General features: G+C 37.9%; 15 protein-coding genes and 2 pseudogenes. All 17 read right to left on the bottom strand.

The window, feature by feature from the left end; genetic code table 11:
- Positions 1-163 precede the first annotated feature (163 nt).
- Positions 164-1,021: a glucose-1-phosphate thymidylyltransferase RfbA gene (gene rfbA / locus IPI15_RS18240; RefSeq protein ID WP_287421677.1), complete on the bottom strand. Its 858-nt coding sequence runs from the start codon at positions 1,019-1,021 to the stop codon at positions 164-166.
- Between the two features lie 166 nt (positions 1,022-1,187).
- On the bottom strand, positions 1,188-1,538 hold the full coding sequence (locus IPI15_RS18235; RefSeq protein ID WP_287421676.1) for a four helix bundle protein: 351 nt from the start codon (positions 1,536-1,538) through the stop codon (positions 1,188-1,190).
- A gap of 126 nt (positions 1,539-1,664) precedes the next feature.
- Positions 1,665-2,679: pseudogene (gene pseI / locus IPI15_RS18230) on the bottom strand (pseudaminic acid synthase).
- Positions 2,680-3,190: 511 nt separating this feature from the next.
- Entirely contained in the window at positions 3,191-4,423 is a 1,233-nt protein-coding gene (gene pseG, locus IPI15_RS18225; protein WP_287421674.1) for a UDP-2,4-diacetamido-2,4,6-trideoxy-beta-L-altropyranose hydrolase, read from the bottom strand.
- A gap of 168 nt (positions 4,424-4,591) precedes the next feature.
- Complete coding sequence (gene pseF, locus IPI15_RS18220) at positions 4,592-5,272, bottom strand: pseudaminic acid cytidylyltransferase (protein WP_287421673.1); 681 nt, start codon at positions 5,270-5,272, stop codon at positions 4,592-4,594.
- Positions 5,265-6,452, bottom strand: coding sequence for a UDP-4-amino-4,6-dideoxy-N-acetyl-beta-L-altrosamine transaminase (gene pseC, locus IPI15_RS18215; protein ID WP_287421672.1), 1,188 nt, complete (start codon positions 6,450-6,452; stop codon positions 5,265-5,267). Before pseC ends, pseF begins: the two co-directional genes overlap by 8 nt.
- A 247-nt stretch (positions 6,453-6,699) precedes the next feature.
- Positions 6,700-7,713 carry a UDP-N-acetylglucosamine 4,6-dehydratase (inverting) gene (gene pseB / locus IPI15_RS18210; RefSeq protein WP_287421671.1) on the bottom strand — a complete coding sequence of 338 codons (1,014 nt, stop codon included), beginning with the start codon at positions 7,711-7,713 and terminating at the stop codon, positions 6,700-6,702.
- A 132-nt stretch (positions 7,714-7,845) separates the two neighbouring features.
- A complete protein-coding gene (gene rfbB, locus IPI15_RS18205) occupies positions 7,846-8,898 on the bottom strand; it encodes a dTDP-glucose 4,6-dehydratase (RefSeq protein ID WP_287421670.1) in 1,053 nt (350 codons plus the stop codon).
- 1,039 nt (positions 8,899-9,937) lie between these two features.
- A pseudogene (locus tag IPI15_RS18200) lies at positions 9,938-10,607 on the bottom strand (nucleotide sugar dehydrogenase); the annotation flags it as partial.
- Between the two features lie 6 nt (positions 10,608-10,613).
- Complete coding sequence (locus tag IPI15_RS18195) at positions 10,614-11,081, bottom strand: DUF6036 family nucleotidyltransferase (protein ID WP_287405240.1); 468 nt, start codon at positions 11,079-11,081, stop codon at positions 10,614-10,616.
- Positions 11,078-11,287 carry a hypothetical protein gene (locus IPI15_RS18190; RefSeq protein WP_287405239.1) on the bottom strand — a complete coding sequence of 70 codons (210 nt, stop codon included), beginning with the start codon at positions 11,285-11,287 and terminating at the stop codon, positions 11,078-11,080. The genes IPI15_RS18195 and IPI15_RS18190 overlap by 4 nt, the downstream gene beginning before the upstream one ends.
- The gene (locus IPI15_RS18185; RefSeq protein ID WP_287421669.1) at positions 11,284-12,588 is read right to left on the bottom strand and encodes a UDP-glucose dehydrogenase family protein; all 1,305 of its coding nucleotides are present in this window, start codon (positions 12,586-12,588) and stop codon (positions 11,284-11,286) included. The genes IPI15_RS18190 and IPI15_RS18185 overlap by 4 nt, the downstream gene beginning before the upstream one ends.
- Before the next feature lie 174 nt (positions 12,589-12,762).
- Positions 12,763-13,137, bottom strand: coding sequence for a four helix bundle protein (locus tag IPI15_RS18180; protein WP_287421668.1), 375 nt, complete (start codon positions 13,135-13,137; stop codon positions 12,763-12,765).
- 187 nt (positions 13,138-13,324) lie between these two features.
- A complete protein-coding gene (gene nusG / locus IPI15_RS18175) occupies positions 13,325-13,837 on the bottom strand; it encodes a transcription termination/antitermination protein NusG (protein ID WP_287421667.1) in 513 nt (170 codons plus the stop codon).
- 3 nt (positions 13,838-13,840) lie between these two features.
- On the bottom strand, positions 13,841-14,377 hold the full coding sequence (locus IPI15_RS18170; RefSeq protein ID WP_287405235.1) for an ArsR family transcriptional regulator: 537 nt from the start codon (positions 14,375-14,377) through the stop codon (positions 13,841-13,843).
- A gap of 174 nt (positions 14,378-14,551) precedes the next feature.
- The gene (locus IPI15_RS18165; RefSeq protein ID WP_287405234.1) at positions 14,552-15,181 is read right to left on the bottom strand and encodes a hypothetical protein; all 630 of its coding nucleotides are present in this window, start codon (positions 15,179-15,181) and stop codon (positions 14,552-14,554) included.
- Positions 15,182-15,220: 39 nt separating this feature from the next.
- On the bottom strand, positions 15,221-17,461 hold the full coding sequence (locus tag IPI15_RS18160) for a TonB-dependent receptor (RefSeq protein WP_287405233.1): 2,241 nt from the start codon (positions 17,459-17,461) through the stop codon (positions 15,221-15,223).
- Positions 17,462-17,479: the final 18 nt, after the last annotated feature.

Here is a 17,479-nt window from a genome sequence, read left to right as displayed (position 1 = left end):
ACCTTTATTTAATGGATGATTTATTATAAATAGTAATGAATTAAACATAATATAAAATTTTATTTATTACATCAAAACAATCGTCATGATAAGTCTGCGCGAAAGCAACAGGTATTTGGGGTTTTCAACTGACTGAATTTAGTTAAAATGAGTCAATAAATATCTATTTAATACGTTTCAGATACTCCCCGTACCCACTTTTAATATACAATTCAGCAAGTTCGTTTAGTTGATCCCTGGAGATAAACCCTTTTCTAAAGGCTATCTCCTCTATACACCCAATCTTATATCCCTGGCGCTTCTCGATAACTCTTATAAACTCTGATGCGTCATGCAGTGAGTCGAAAGTGCCTGTATCCAGCCAGGCTGTGCCGCGGCCTAAAATAGACACATTCAGATCTCCACGATTGAGATATTCTTTATTAATATCTGTGATCTCGTATTCTCCGCGAGGAGAAGGAGCAAGATCGCGTGCTATTTGTACAACAGAATTGCCATAGAAGTAAAGTCCGGGAACGGCGTAATTCGATTTTGGTGAATCTGGTTTTTTCTTCGATGCTGATGGCCTTTTATTTTCGTCAAACTCTACGACACCATAACGCTCAGGATCTGAAACTTCATATGCAAAGACATATCCCCCTTCGACATTGCTCAACTTTTCTAACTGTTCGCCAAGGCCTGCTCCGTAGAATATATTATCTCCAAGTACAAGGGCTACTCTATCATTTCCAATGAATTCTGCACCCAAGACAAAGGCCTGAGCAAGTCCATTAGGCACTTCCTGCGCCACATATTCAAATCTGCAACCGATATTTGCACCATCTCCAAGTAACCTTTGAAACTGACTTTGATCTTCAGGAGTTGTGATGATCAGAATTTCCTTTATTCCTGCCATCATCAACACAGACAATGGATAGTAGATCATCGGTTTGTCATAGATCGGCATGAGTTGCTTGCTGATCGCCTTGGTGATGGGGTAGAGTCTGGTGCCGGAGCCGCCGGCGAGGATAATTCCTTTCATTTTTTTTAAGAGGTTAGAAGGTGAGAATGTGAGAAAGTGAGAAGGAGTCCACCCCCTTGGCCCCCTCCGAAGGGGGACATGTGGAGAGCCGCATGGTTTTGTTTATTATTCAATGTTTTAATATTAATGGAGTGAGAATGTGAGAAGGTGAGAAGGTGATGAGGAGTTAAACAAGTTTTTTTATTAATCCTGATAACATACTTTTGATATGATTCAATTTTCTGAACATCTCAGGATCTTCTTTTATATATCCGATTCTATTTGATAAAATATATTGGGTTTCCAGTTCTGCGCAGGATCCAAGGGAATAAAAAAGAAACCTTTTAAATTCAGGACCACTTTGCCTGGCTGCCCCTTCTGCTATATTAGACGGAATAGATATGGCGCATCTTCTCATTTGTGAGGAAAGTCCATATTTCTCATCTAAAGGTAAACATTTTGTGATTTCGTAAATGCTGGTAACTAAATCCATAGAAACTTGCCAGACCACGAGGTCTTTGTGGGATGAAATTTTCATTTTAATTAAGCTTTGGTGATCAAAAACACTAAATTAAACATTATTCACCAAACCCTATAATAAATAACAAAAATATGCTTTTGACCTCCCTTCTCACCTCCTCACTTCTTCACCTTCTCACCCCTTCTATTCCAAATCTTCCAAACTTAATCTCTCCCCTTTTTCAATATTCCTCTTCACTTTCTTTCCCAACACTTCTTTAAAAAACTTCGGATGCAATCCAAATCCCGGTCTGATCGAACGGATATTCTTCTCAGTTAAAACTTCACCCTCAGCAATATCCTCTACTATATAAAGCGATCGACTAAAATCCTTCCCTTTCTTCTGCTTATCAAATGGCTTTCTCTGCTTCCCGGACGGCTTTGACCATTTCTGTGAATTCTGCTTCGTTCATGGAGAAGGATGCGTCCGGGCCACCAATACTGCGGTCGAGGATGAAGTGCTTTTCAATTATTTTGGCTCCAAAACAAGTAGCTACGACAGGTGCAGTGCTTCCGATGGTGTGATCCGACAATCCGACAATCATATTAAATCGTTCAGCGAAATCTTTTACCATGATCATATTTGCTTCTTCGATGGGAGCCGGGTAGGAAGATGTGCATTTTAATAATGCGATGTCCTCATTGCCCATGCGCTCACAAGCGTCGATGGCAAGTTCGATGTCTTCGAGTTCGGCGATGCCTGTGGAAATGATGATGGGCTTTCCTTTGGATGCCACCAATTCTATCAATGGAATGTCTGTTATTTCAAAGGATGCTATTTTGTATGCCGGAACATTCAGACTTTCTAATAATTCAACAGCTGTTGGGTCAAATGGCGATGAAAAACATTCTAATCCTTCTTCTTTTGCGACGGCGAACAATTGTTCGTGCCACTCCCAAGGTGTAAATGCTTCCGAATACAAACTGTGTAAATTACGTCCTTCCCAGATGGTGCCTTTGATCAAAAAGTCATTCTTCTTTGAATCAATTGTGATGGTATCAGCTGTGTAAGTCTGAAATTTAATTGCGTCCGCACCGGCTCGTTTTGCGGCACGGATAGTTTCAATAGCTGTGTCCAGGCTACCGTTGTGATTGGCGGATAGCTCAGCTATTATGAAGACGGGGGAGGTGGAGGATATGGTGTAATTGCCTATTTGCATTTTTATAAAGGTAGAAGTTAGAAGTTAGGACTTTTAAGTGGATAAATCACGAGGCAATTAGTTTATTGGAATTGATTAATTTTAGAGAATTTAATGAAGATTTGAGATATAGATTTTTATTTATATTAAAGTCCTTTGACTTAAATGTTACTTCAAAAACAAGAGTTCACGGAGGGATTTTAATCTTTGATTAAAATTTTGCACAGATGAAACTGTTGTGCCTTGATTTGATTACCCATTACGCATTACCTATTTCCCATTATTTATCATTTATCACTTGAATTCATAATGTCACCACCTTCGGGGTTTTGGGATTTTCATGCATTTGATTTTCTATAAAAATGTCAACCTCGGTTTTTGCTTCTCTTACCCATTGTTACCCTTTTCCCCTTGTTTTCTCAACTTCGTTTCACCGTTTTTCAAAGGAAGAGTAATCCTTTGAAACAAAACCTTGTTAAGGTTTATGGTCCAGAAAGTTTTACGGATCCTTTACAACTTAGGAGAGCCTGACCTAAACCCTTTCCAGAAATCGGGATCGAATAGTTGCAGTGTTTTCATTCATGTCAAATCGAATTGAACCGATTGGCTCATTATCCAACTTTGCAATGAAATAAACAAAGTTTTGATCATTTATTTTCCTTGAAAACCAATTATTATGTTCCTCCAACAATATTGGATTTGTATTGAAGGACCATTTTCTTACTTCAGGGTCAGATGCCCATTTGTAGGTAATTTCTGAGTCCTCAGGTTTTGCTCTGGTCAATTCGATTGATGCAATATTTTCCAGCAATTGAAAGCATTTATTTATGCGACTTTTTGATTTTCCATCAATTATTTCGGTAATATTAATATCTGAATTGAGGGCAATATTTAAAGCATTTTCAATTGCTATTTCAGAAAAATTACCCGCATCGATGAAGGCATTTTGTGAAAGAAAATTTTGATAAAAGTATTTTTGATTTTCAACAAAATATCCGGAAATTGGAATACAACCGGCTGCAAATACTTCCAATAAAATGGTGCTGCAGGGCACGATGGCGACATCAGAAGCCGACATTATTTCTGCCATTTGATATTCATCAATAGCATGTGATAATTTAATTCTACTCTCATTCCCAACAAACACCTGTAATGATTCTGAATGTTTGTAAGCACTTCCTGTGACGACATTTATAGTTTTAAATGCCGGAAATTGAATTGCAATTTTTAAAGTTCTAAGAGTCAGATCTAATTGATCGCCTCCACCGAAACAAATAAAACAAGACTTAATAGAAGTAATTTTCCTTTTATTATTAGCTGCTTTTAAGAACGGTTCTCTAAGCAGAGCAAAGTTGGGTCCGAGTGCAAAATAATTAAATGGATCAGTTGAATAATCCGTGGAAGTTATTCCCGGAGCTTGATTTATGATGACATCAGAATGATAATTTTTATCGTGCAGGTCATCGATGCAAACGATTTGAGAACCTTTTTCCCGCACTTTTTGATACAGTTCTGAAGGGAAATGATGACCGTCTATGACTACTATTCTCTTTTCATCACACAGATCCAGAAAGTCATTTTCTTTCTTAATTTGAATCAGTTTGTAATTATTTTTGGTCAGAATATACTCGAAATCACCGGTTATTTCTCTACAAACGAATGTGATGTCATACTTGGAATCCAGCATTTGGACCATGGCCAGACAGCGGTAGAGGTGGCCCATGCCGAGAGTGGTGGAGCCGTCGGCGCGGAGGAGGATGTTCATAATTATATCTTTGATATTATTATGAACATCCCAGGCCTACGACCTGAGATGATGAGGGAAATCCCAGGCCTACGACCTGGGTTATGGGAAGTCGCCCTTTCAGGGCTAGTGGATAACCAAATATTATGAAATAAACTATTAAAATAACTACTCATTACCCATTACTCATTACTCATTACCCATCTCCCATTTCACCTCCGCCATCTTCCAGTCACTTTCATTGTCAATGTCCTGAACTTCCATTTCTGAAAGAATGATGACTTTAGAATTATCCGAGTACAAACTATTACTAATTAATTCCGGTCGGAGCCAATACCACTGACCTGCATCGTGATAAGCCGCTGGTAGGTCCTGACTGCGGGTATGGCTGTATTCAGGCCAGTTCATGGATACAAAATTATCTTCATCTACCTTTAAGGATCTAAGGATTGGAAATGAAAAAGGTACGACAGGAAATACACTTGCTATTTCATTTTCTAAAAGATCTAAACCAGCTGTTAAATGCGATGATTTCATCAATGGAGCAGTGGGATAAATACAGCAAACTTCGTCGAATGTTCGATCTTCTTTTTTATAGGATTCCAGTACTTCTCTGATTACTTCAAGTGTCGTTGCTGTGTCGTTCGAAGTATTTTCTGACCTTAGGAACGGTACTTTAGCACCAAGTTCAAGGCTGATATTTTTTATTTCTACATCATCTGTGGACACCATAACTTCATCAAATAAGCCACTTTTTAATGCGGCCTCGATCGAGTAAGCGATAATAGGTTTCCCGTGGAAATTTTTAATATTCTTTCTTGGAATTCTCTTACTTCCTCCACGTGCCGGAATGATGGCCAGTCTAGGCATTGTAGTAATTGTCGATGGTGTTGATGACGTATTGTTGTTCTTCTGAGGTCAATGTCGGAAACATAGGTAGACTAATGCAATGTCGGTAATATTGCTCTGAATGTGGCATATCTCCTTCCTTCCATCCAAATTGTTTGTAATAAGGCATCAAATGTGTAGGTATATAGTGGATCTGAGCAAAAATATTATGTTCCCTAAGATGTTTGTATAGACCTAATCTATTCTCTGCTTCAATCACATACAAATGATAAGCATGACCTTCGATGACACCCGATTGACCTAGGATATATGTTTTTTCCTGAAATGCATTTTCATAAATTCTCGCTATTTCTCTTCTTCTTTTTAATCCTTCTTCAGCTCGATTTAATTGGCTCAAGCCGAGGGCAGATTGGAAATCTGTGATTCGATAATTGTATCCTAGCTGTTGCAATTCCATATACCATCCGGGGTATTCATCGCCTCCACCACTGGCGAATTCCATAGAATTAGTATAATTATCATCTCCTTTAGTAATACCATGGGAGCGCAATCTATTTAATTGCTTGTACAATTCTTCGTCATTGGTAGTGATCATCCCACCTTCCCCGCAAGCAATGTGTTTGACAGGGTGGAATGAAAATATGGCAAGTTCAGCAAATTTGCCATTTCCGCACCATTGTTCAACGCCATTTGTGTCTTTAAAATACCCTCCGGGAGCATGACAGGCATCTTCAATGATCCATAAACCGTATTCATCCGCTAATTTTCTAAATGCTTGCAAGTCCACTGCTCTTCCCGCAAAATCCACTGGAATAATTCCTTTGTAGTTCCCCTCAGGGTCATTTTCTAATATCTTTCTTACAGAATTAATATCAAGTAAATAAGTTTCAGGATCTATATCTCCAAAAACAACTTCTCCACCACAATATCTAACGCAATTAGCAGAAGCAGAAAAGGTAATCGGAGTAGTTATTACCTTGTCTCCCGGTTTTACATCCAGCGACATTGTACAAAGATGCAGTGCGGCAGTGCCATTAGAAACTGCTACTGCGTATTTGCTACCTATGTATTTAGCAAAAGCATTTTCAAACTCACCGATTTTAGGGCCTTGAGTCAGGTAGTCTGATTTCAGCGATTCTGTTACAGCTGCGATGTCGTCATCTGTTATATTTTGGCGTCCGTATGGAATGGGGTTTCTCATGTGAGTGTTGTGCTAATTATTTTTTAGAAGTCCACCCCCCTTGGCCCCCTCCGAAGGGGGACATTCGTGTGGCCTCATGTTTGTTGTTATTAGTGAAAGTTGTTCTAATAAGGATGGTTATATTTTTTGTAATAAATATGATCGTATGATGTCCCCCTTTGGAGGGGGCTAGGAGGTGGACTCGTTTGCACCTTCAAAGTTATTCAACATTTAGGTGGACCAACCAATTTACTATCCAATACTTCGCTTAAATCGATTCATCCACATGCTCCCTGATCAATTCGCGCAAAGTCTCCACCGTCTCCCACTCCGTATTCTCCCCACTATTATATGAAAATCCAGGTTGTACGATTTTTGCATTGAATTCCTTTATAAATTCATCCAATTTCCAATTGTGTGTACTGGGAATAATGGTATAATATTTACCAAGGTCATATGTGTAAAATGAATCGGATGAAGTGATCATTTCTTCATGGACTTTTTCTCCGGGGCGGATACCTACAATTACTTGTTCGCAATTCGGGCCAACAGCAGTAGCTACATCTGTGATTCTGTAAGATGGTATTTTAGGTACAAATATCTCACCTCCCCAAGCGTGTTCCAGGGCATGAATGACCATTTCAACTCCTTCAGTCAAGGAAATATTGAATCGGGTCATATTAGGATCTGTGATGGGTAATTTTCCTTCTTTTTTCTTTTTGATGAAAAAAGGAATCACAGAACCGTTTGAACCCATTACATTGCCATAGCGCACTACAGAAAAGCGTATTGGATTATTTCCTTTAATATTATTAGCAGCTACAAATAATTTATCAGAAGTTAATTTTGTCGCACCGTATAAATTGATAGGAGCACAAGCTTTATCTGTAGATAATGCCACAACACGCTGCACCGTTGTTTCAAGACATGCATGGACGACATTTTGAGCTCCTACGACATTGGTTGCGATGCATTCGTCTGGATTGTATTCTGCGATATGCACATGTTTCATTGCCGCGGCATGGATGACATAATCTATGCCTTTCATTGCTCTTACCAATCGATCCTTGTCTCGCACATCACCGATAAAAAACCTGATCTGTGGATATTTCTCCGGTGGATAATCTTGAGCCATTTGAAATTGCTTTTGCTCGTCTCTGGAAAATATCACAAGTCGTGAAATGTCAGGATGATTCTTAAAGATATATTGGGTCAAAGCCTTACCAAGGGAGCCGGTGCCACCTGTGATGAGGATTGATTTGTTAGAGAAGGAAAAGGTCATGGTTGTTTGTTTTTTGATGGTCCACCCCCTTGGCCCCCTCCAAAGGGGGATATGCGTTTGGCCTCATATTTAAGTTTAATTTGAAAAACTTTTGCTCTTTGGTGTATTTTTCATTTTTCATTCTTCATTAATTTACCCGTACATCTCTTCATAATACTTCCTATAATCACCACTGGTCACACGTTCCAGCCATTCTGAATTAGTAAGGTACCAATCGATGGTTTTTTCTAGGCCTTCTTCGAAAGTAACGGATGGATACCAACCAAGTTCTTTGTTGATCTTAGTAGCATCGATGGCATAACGGCGATCATGTCCTGGGCGGTCTTTGATGTAGGTAATTAATTGCTCAGATTCTCCCTGAGTCCTGTCGAGTTTGCTGTCCATGATAGAACACAATAATTTTACCAGGTCGATATTTTTCCACTCGTTAAATCCACCGATGTTGTATGTGTCACCTACTTTTCCATTGTGGAAAGCTGCATCAATTGCAGTTGCATGGTCTATAACGTACAACCAGTCGCGAGTGTACAAACCATCTCCATACACCGGTAGGGATTTTTTTTGAATGATATTATTAATAAATAAAGGAATTAACTTTTCCGGAAAATGAAAAGGACCGTAATTATTGGAACAATTGGAGATCATGACCGGCATGCCATAAGTATCTCCAAAGGATCGAACCATATGATCAGAAGATGCTTTGGAAGCGCTGTAAGGTGAATGCGGATCATACTTTGTGTCCTCTGTAAAAAAACCAGTTTCACCGAGTGCGCCGTATACTTCATCAGTGGAAACGTGGTAAAATAAATGGTCATCCGTTTCATTATCCCAATGTTCACGGGCTGCCTGAAGCAGGTTTGCTGTTCCCATGACATTCGTTTCGATGAATACAAATGGATTTTCTATCGATCGGTCTACATGACTTTCTGCTGCAAGATGAATGACATGGGTGATGTCATATTTTTTGAATACATATCTTAAAGTTTCAAGGTCGCAAATATCTCCTTTAATAAAGCGATAATTAGCAGCGGCTTCGATGTCTTTGACATTTTCAAGATTACCTGCATAGGTCAATAGATCGAAATTGAAAATATTATATTCCGGATATTTATTGACAAATAATCTGGCTACGTGGGAACCGATGAAGCCGGCAGCACCGGTGATGAGGATGTTTTTAGAACTCATTAATTTATTTTAAAATTGAATTTTTACAGTCTAAGGTTTTTTCAAACCTTCCTAACTTTTTTTTTGGGAAGTATTCTTTTGATGTCATATATAAACTGCTAAGGACACCTTGGTCAATTTTTTTATATCAAGATTCAATTATTTTAAATTCCATTCATTGATGGACTTCTCCAAGAGCGACAATAAAACGTTGCCATCATAATCATGGTTTGATTGAATGTTCGATAAATGAAGCTTTTCATTCCTTGATAAATGGGGCTCATTGTCCAAAAAGCTTGTGAAAAGCGGAATACCCAAGATCGAACATAAATATCAATCAATCTGATAATTCTCGCAATGATTCTAATGCACAATTCATTGACATATTTTGTAATTGCATAAGGTGAAAGGGCAATTTGTTTTCTCTTTGGTAAATTTGGACATCCCAAGTGGAAGAGTGCAAGACAACTCTTGAAATGCCTGCTTTTTACCTGGATCTATTTAACGTCCCTAAATATTTACATCATTGGTGGTTAACGGTTCCCCCCGTGGCAACAATAGCTGTCTTCCATTGCTTTCATTCAATCTTCAAAATTTGTGATATCAACTTGCTGGAAGAATTTCCGTTTGATAGATTGTGATTTACGTTTTGCATTTTGCCTGTAGCTAATTTCCAGGATGCCCAGATCCAATATCAGGATCAAAAGTGCATCAGCTATGTGCGAACCTAGAATCCTGCTCCACCGGTGGGGCGTTTTTCTTCCCCCCCCCCCCCGGCGGGCGGCCCCCCCCCCTGGGGGAAATTTTCCCCTTCCCCGCGGCGCCCCCCCCTGGGGCCAAGCCTGGTTTTACATTATAAATAAAGCTTCCTTTTTGTTCTAAGACGGGGCTTACCTCATGGATTCATCTAATGATTTTATACTTCTCCATATATTCATGGGCAATTCATGGATTCACCCAGGGCCCCCCCTGTTGGGGGGGGGGTTAAAAATTTCCCCCCTGTGCTCTGGGCAATGAAAGGTTTAAGCCCGCCGGACCTTGGCCCCCCACCCTGGCTCTTGACAAAGGCAATGTTGATATCCCGCTGGGTATTTTCGATTACTTTGGCAGCTTCCGCAACTTTAATTGAGGCGGCTTTGTAAATTCCGGCAATAATTACTTGACCATATAAATCAGCAATTTTTTCGGTTATTTCCGCAGTGGAACCTGAAACGATTTTCAGGATCTTTGTCACAGTGTGCTCTTTGTCACCGGGGTTTATTCTTTCAGGCGAATATCCGGCATGAAAATCGGTATTATATGTTAGACCAGATATTTTTTCCAATACAGGAATACAAATTTCTTCTGTTGCACCCGGATATACAGTCGATTCGTAAACTGGCCTTTTTTAATTCTTTCCCAACAGTTACTATTGCCTTGCCATGAGTGGTCATTGTAAAATCAGGTGTATTATTTTTATCTACTGGAGTGGGACCTGTTACGATATAATAATGAAAGCTCTCAATATCTTTCAAAACCGAAGTTAAGGAAAGTCCAGTATTGCCTGTAGAATTAAGCACTGAATTTAAATTCTCAGAATCAATCTCTAAAGTTTTATCCAGACCTGAATTTAATTCACTAAGTCTGGTTTGATTAATATCAAATCCGACGACTTTGAATTTTTTTGCAAATTCAACTGCGAGAGGAAGACCTACATATCCGAGGCCAATGATGGCTATTTTTTTACTCAATTACTTTTAGTTCTTTTTAGTTAATTGTTCTATATCATTCAAATCTTTGTGTCTGGCTGAAGATTTTTTAGCAGTAATTAATTGATTCAAATGAATGACATTAATAATTAAATCTTCTTCGACTTGGTATCTGACTTTATTATTAAAGACTTCCTCAAATTCTACTCCTTTCATTTTTGTCATTATATCAATGGAGACCGGTGGTCGACCAAATTCAAAAACATCGAATTCTTTTATATTTAAAAATCGTTCCAATGTCATACTAAACAAGGACATTCCAAATTCATCAAAGGCATGAATTATTTTGGAATAATTTTCACTAGTTGGATTTACAAATAGATCCATGTCTCCGGTAGTACGCTGATAACCATGAATTATAACAGAATATCCACCTACAAGAACATATTCAACACCTGCCCTTTCAAATGAAGATAAAAAATCATTAAAGTCAGAATTGAATATATTGTTTGTCATTGACTTTTCCTCATATTGAAATGAGTTTTATCCATTATCCTTTTATTCGAATAAGGAATACCATAAGCTGAACATGTAAGCTGCCATGAAGCGGACAATCGTTCTTTTACTGAACGGCTCAACCAATATTCAATATTATTTCCCTTTTCTTCAAAGGAAACAATGCGCATGGCAGTTCGGTCGAGTTTAATTTGGTTTTCTTTCACGGTCTCCCTATCGATTCAAAATAAAATCCATTTTGTTGCATCGTGGCCGGATCGAAGATATTTCTACCATCGAAAATGGCTTTGTCGATCAATTTACTTTTAATGAAGTTGAAGTCCGGTGAACGGAATTCATTCCACTCAGTGAGTATCATCAATGCATTTGCATTATTTAAAACCTCATATTGGTCATTCGCGTAGGCTATTTTATCACCATATAATTTTTCCACATTTTCCATTGCTTCCGGATCGAATGCCTGGACAATAGCTCCTGCTTTTAATAATTTTTCAATGATGTATAATGCCGGAGCTTCACGGATATCGTCTGTATTTGGTTTGAATGCTAGACCCCAAAGAGCAATGGTTTTACCTTTCAGGTCACCTTTATAATAATTTCTGATCTTGTCGAATAGGACGGTTCTTTGTTTTTCATTGACCTTGATCACAGAATCCAGAATGCTGAACTCGTATTCGTTCTGGTCAGCTATTTTTGCCAAAGCTTTGACATCCTTCGGGAAACAAGACCCTCCATAACCAATGCCGGGAAATAAAAACCTTTTTCCAATTCTCGTATCAGAACCCATGCCTAGACGCACCATGTCTACATTAGCACCTACTTTTTCACATAGATTTGCGATCTCATTCATGAAAGTGATCTTGGTAGCAAGAAATGAATTCGCAGCGTATTTGGTCAACTCTGCAGAACGTTCATCCATGAAGTAAATCGGATTTCCTTGTTTGACGAAGGGTTCATAAAGGGTGCGCATCACTTCTCTGGCTCTCTCAGAATTAGTACCGATTACGACTCTATCAGGCTTCATAAAATCTTCCACAGCAACTCCTTCTCTTAGAAATTCCGGATTGGAAACCACATCAAACAAATCTTCCGAAATAGTCTTTGCAATGGCATTATGAACCATTTCTGCTGTTCCTACAGGAACTGTGCTTTTATCGATAATGATTTTATATTTTTTTATCAAATTGCCCAACTTATTCGCTACATCGATAATGTAAGATAGGTCGGCAGAACCATCTTCTCCTTCCGGAGTAGGTAATGCAAGGAAAATAATATCACCAAAATCCACTGCTTTTGCAAGATCAGTGGTAAATTCCAGTCTTTTCTTTTCGATATTTCTGTGAAAAATTACTTCAAGTCCAGGTTCGTAAATAGTAATTTTACCTGCGCTAAGACTTTTGACTTTTTCCTCATTTATGTCCACACACATGACATGATTGCCTGTCTCAGAGAAACATGTTCCTGTGACGAGTCCAACGTAGCCGGTGCCGATAACTGTGATGTTCAATTGTTAATTATTAGTTGTTAATTGTTATTCTACCCCGATGTGAAGGGACTGTAAAATGTTTGATTTGAGCAAGGAGGTTCAATTGTTAATTATTAGTTGTTAATTGTTATACTACTTTGATTTGAAGGATCTATTAAACGGTTATTTTGTGCGAAGTTGGATAATTGTTAATTATTATTTGGGTGTGGGATTCCTATTTTGCTTTGCTTTCGATGTTTTTATGATACTGGTTAGCATTTTTATTAGCTCGATGCTAATTGAATTTAGTCTTTCGAATTTATCTTTTGAAATAAGATTCGAACCATTTAAAAGCTCTAACCAATATATTGTTTCATTGCTTTCTTTTTGAGCAATTGACAATTTATGAATAAAATCCTTTCCACTTTCGGCATGTTGTGCTTCTCTATATAATGCACCGATCGCTGTTCCTGAGCGTAAGAGTTGATTTGATAAAACAAATTCTTTCTTTGTTGTTTGTAAATCTCTGCATAATTCAACAACATCAAGGGCAAACTGAAAACTTTTGGTTTTAAAGTGATTCTCTGTCATAATTCCGGGTGAATTTATCTATTTTTATATATTCTTCAATCTGTGCAAAAATAACAATTAACAACTAATAACTAACAATTACCGCATGGCTTCGCCGTCAATAAGTCGCACTTATAGCCCTAAAATAAATCACTAAAATATTGATTATGTTATACTTAAAAATTTAAATAAACATAATATAAAATAATTAAACGGTGGATGGTTCGAGTTGTTTTTTATTGATTTCTATTTGTAAAGCAATACCAAGTGAGTCAAAATTGACAACTAATTTGCCTTTGGATTTTATTTGTGAAATGATGCCTTTCATGCCGAATAGCGGACCATTGGAGACTTTTACAGATTGGCCGAGACCATATTCTACCTCTGTTAAGATCAGATCTTCTTCAATTCCCTCAATTCTCCTTAGTATCTCTATCTCTCTATCTTGAACTGGTCGCAATTGAGGACCGGTTTTGACAAAATTGTACACATATTCCGTTTCAAGAACTTTGACATAATCCTGAGCTGGTATCTGTACAAATAAGTAACATGGTAATATTGGAACTGTGTGATGCACTATTTTCCTTTGGTAGCGCTTTGTATAATTGCGCATTGGAGCATACGAAATCACTCCTTTTTTATCAAGTTGTTGGAGTACAATTTTTTCACTTTTGTACTTCACCTTAATAGCATACCAAGCATTTTCACTTATATCCTGCATCGATTATATTTTTGATGACCATAGCAACAATGGCTCCTGACCTTTTACTGTCAATGCATATTGTCCATATTCTGAATTACTGAAAATTACATAGCGGATCTTACGTTTAATCACCACTTCCGCTTTTGATACCAATGTAGAAAGATACTCTCTGTCGATATCCCCAAGTATAATAAGGTCAACTATAGGCGAATCAACACCTGTAGCAAAGGCTCCTGTAAGATACACATGATCAACATTGCCTAATCTTTCTATCACATCATTGATGATCTGATCGATACCGATATGCTTTAAAAGGATATTGTGAATCTCGCGGAAAAGCGGATGGGACGTATTTGCAGAGAAGATCTTTTTATTCCCATTGGGGATAGAATTGATTAATCCGGCCTTTTCAAACTTGTTTAATTCCAGTCTTATGGCATTGGTGGACTCACCCATCTCGCTCTCCAGACTACGAAGATACGCTGTCGCTCCCTTGTTCAAGAAGAACTTGAAAAGTAACTTGACTCTAGTCTTTGAGGATATTAATGTTTCTATCATATCAAAAATGAGTAGCAAAACTACTCATTTTTAATTATTTGTGAAGCAAAATAGTGTTAAAAAGCTGATTGTTACTAAATATACAGAAAAACTACCAGTAGTTTTCTAACATAAATACGGTTTGGATTTTTACACAAAAGAAAAAAGGGCCGAAAATTCAGCCCTTTAAATTATCTATTGACAATTGGCCAAACCTTCCTGAGCCTGATCAAGCCCCCATGTTGGGCTGAGGTCACTTGCAGGCTTAAATGCTTCAAACATTCTTACTGATTTTTCAAATATAGGTTTTGCAACAGCTTTGCCACCCCCAAATTGCTCCGGAGTATAAAATGTAGTTTGTGCTTCCAGCATATACGGCCTTGGATTGGTCGGATCCAGCTTCTTAGCTTTATCAAGTGCACTACTGGCCTCCATACCATAAGTCTGCCATCTGGCCATGGGATCGACTGACATAGCCATCACAGCGGACATTTGCTTTAAGCAATATATCTCAGAATTATCCTTACTAAGTGCATCAGCCTGAGCAATCAATTCATTTGTTTTGGCAGAAACTTTATCTTTATCTGCTGTTTCATCCATCCATCCCGCAAGGTTATTTGTGAGCGCAGCGTAGTAATAAGGTAACCAATTTGTTTTTTCGGAATTTGCAATTCTTTCAAAATATGCTGAAGCCGAACTCATTTCATTTGATGTCTTAGCATCTTTAATTTGCTGAAGTCCCGCAGCCATTGCTTTCTCATAACCGGATTGTGCAAACAAACCTGTCGAAAGTAATAGAACACATAATAGAAGTAAATTTTTCATTTGTTAAAATTTATTGATAAAATGATTTTGTGAAAAAGTCTATAAATTATTATTGATATTATCCAATGTCCTGTCTACACCCCAACTCATAAATACTCCTAAGAAAACGCTTTGTGCAGTAGGAGGTTGAACGGCTTTTCTTACATAAAGATTGTTTTCATCCAACAATCTTGAGCTATAATTATACCCAAATATTTGCTTTTGATTAAATACATTATTGAGACTAAATACCACTACCGCATTACTCTTGAAAATGTTAGTCAGCCAATTTACACTTACATTATGGCTTTGATAAACCCTTGTTTTTTCACTTAAGAAATCCTCAGCAGGTAAATTTGGGTTAAAATATGGTCTACCTGACGTCACTGTATAACTCCAATTGATGCCGATAAATTTACTCATCCAGAATTTCTTTAGCACTATACTTCCGGAATGTCTTGCTGCAAAAGTGGGTGTGGCCGAAATAGGATAATTTAAATAATCTCTTTTTGTGTCGATGTAAGAATAACTCAACCAGTAATTAAATCCCTTGAAAGTTTTTTTGTCTCTCCAGAAAAACTCAAGTCCACGCGCATAACCTGTGCCGTTGGTATTAGCTATGCTTATAGCATTATCATCTGTCTTGACAAGGCTAACATATTCTTTATCATAAGCCTGAATCCTAAATGTATAATCTTTTGTCAGCCATTGATAAGTAAGGATGTAGTGATCAGCTCGTTGGAAGTCAAAATCATTGTCAAATAACAAGTATTTTCTTTCAGGTGTTTGGTAAAAGATACCGTAATCCGCTGTTAGTTGCATCTGTGGAGCAATCTTATAGGAAAGACTCATTCTTGGGGCAATATTGGCCCTTGAAATCAATTTACTATATTCAATTCTTATGCCGGGACGAAAGGCCAGATTTTTTGAAAGATAAATATCTGACTCAACAAATGCGGCTCCATAAGTATCCTCAATATCAGTTTCACCATTGAAAAATGCTGAATTGATATCCGCATGATCTTTATTATACCATGCTTCTGCACCAAATCTCAAAGCATTCAAACCATCAAACTTCCTTTCAAGGAGCGACCTCAACTGCCACATTTGTTGGGTAGCAATAGATGAAAAATTGACATTGTCCAAGGATTCAATGCCGATATTCATCAATTGCTGATTTTGATCATTTAGTAATTTAGCATCTATGTTGTCCTTATTATAACTATAACTCGCTACACCGAAGTATTTCCAATGCTTTCCTAGGGACTGTTTAAAACTTGTATTGAAGTAAACATTGGCATTGTCGACACGATAACCATTTTTTAGACCAATAGAATCAAGTGACTCCTGCCGAATACCCTGCTTGCCAAAACTATATGTGGCGTATGCTTTGAAAATACCGTTCTTTTTTGTTTTAAACCTATAATTCATATCCCCGTCATGACCGATAGGTGCCTGAGATATGTCAAAACGTTGAGGAATAACAGCCATGTACAGTCCAAGATTGGCATAAGAATAGCTTGCTCCAAAACTTTGAGTCTTCTCCGAATTGACTTTTTGAAAGCCGGCTGAAAGAAAAATTGGTGACACTCCAAGTTGAAACTCACTTCTTGCAGGCAGATCAACACTTTCCAGATTAAGTACAGCACTAAGTGCTTGTCCATATAATGCGCTATATCCACCGCTCGTAAAAGAGGTTCCGCTAAATAAAAAAGGCGAAAATCTGCCTCGTGAAGCAATGCCCGGAATACTGGAATAAAAGAAATTATTGACCACTGCCCCATCGATAATAATTTTGGCTTCTTCGGCAGAACCACCTCTAACGAATAAGCCTTCTTGCTCGCCGACTTTCTGCACACCAGGCACCGTCTGAAGAGTTGCTGAAATATCAGCGTCAGCTCCGGCAGTAGTAATTATATCCAGTAACGAAAGCACAGTAGCACGTTTTTTGTCACCTGCTTCAAATGAACCTGCGGTAATAACTACGGCATTCAGTTCAGAGATCTCTTCTATTAGCTTGAGATTAATTTCAATATTATTCTTGTTGATATCAAGATACTGCTCGGCAGACTTGTAACCAATAAAAGATCCTATGAGAGTCACCGGACCTTCGGAGGAAGTCTTAAATGTAAATTTTCCAGTAGAATCTGAAATAGCACCATCATAAGCATCCTTTATGTAGACATTTACACCAGGAATACTATTGCCATTTTCATCCGTGGTTTTTCCATGGATGGTATTTTGTGCGTATGAATCCAGTGAAAATAAAAGAAACAAAAATAGGGTAAGGACTTTAATCATTTCTTTAATTATTTACAA

Source organism: Candidatus Brachybacter algidus (assembly GCF_016707225.1).
GTDB lineage: Bacteria > Bacteroidota > Bacteroidia > Chitinophagales > Saprospiraceae > Parvibacillus > Parvibacillus algidus.
This window is presented reverse-complemented; position numbering and strand designations above follow the sequence as displayed.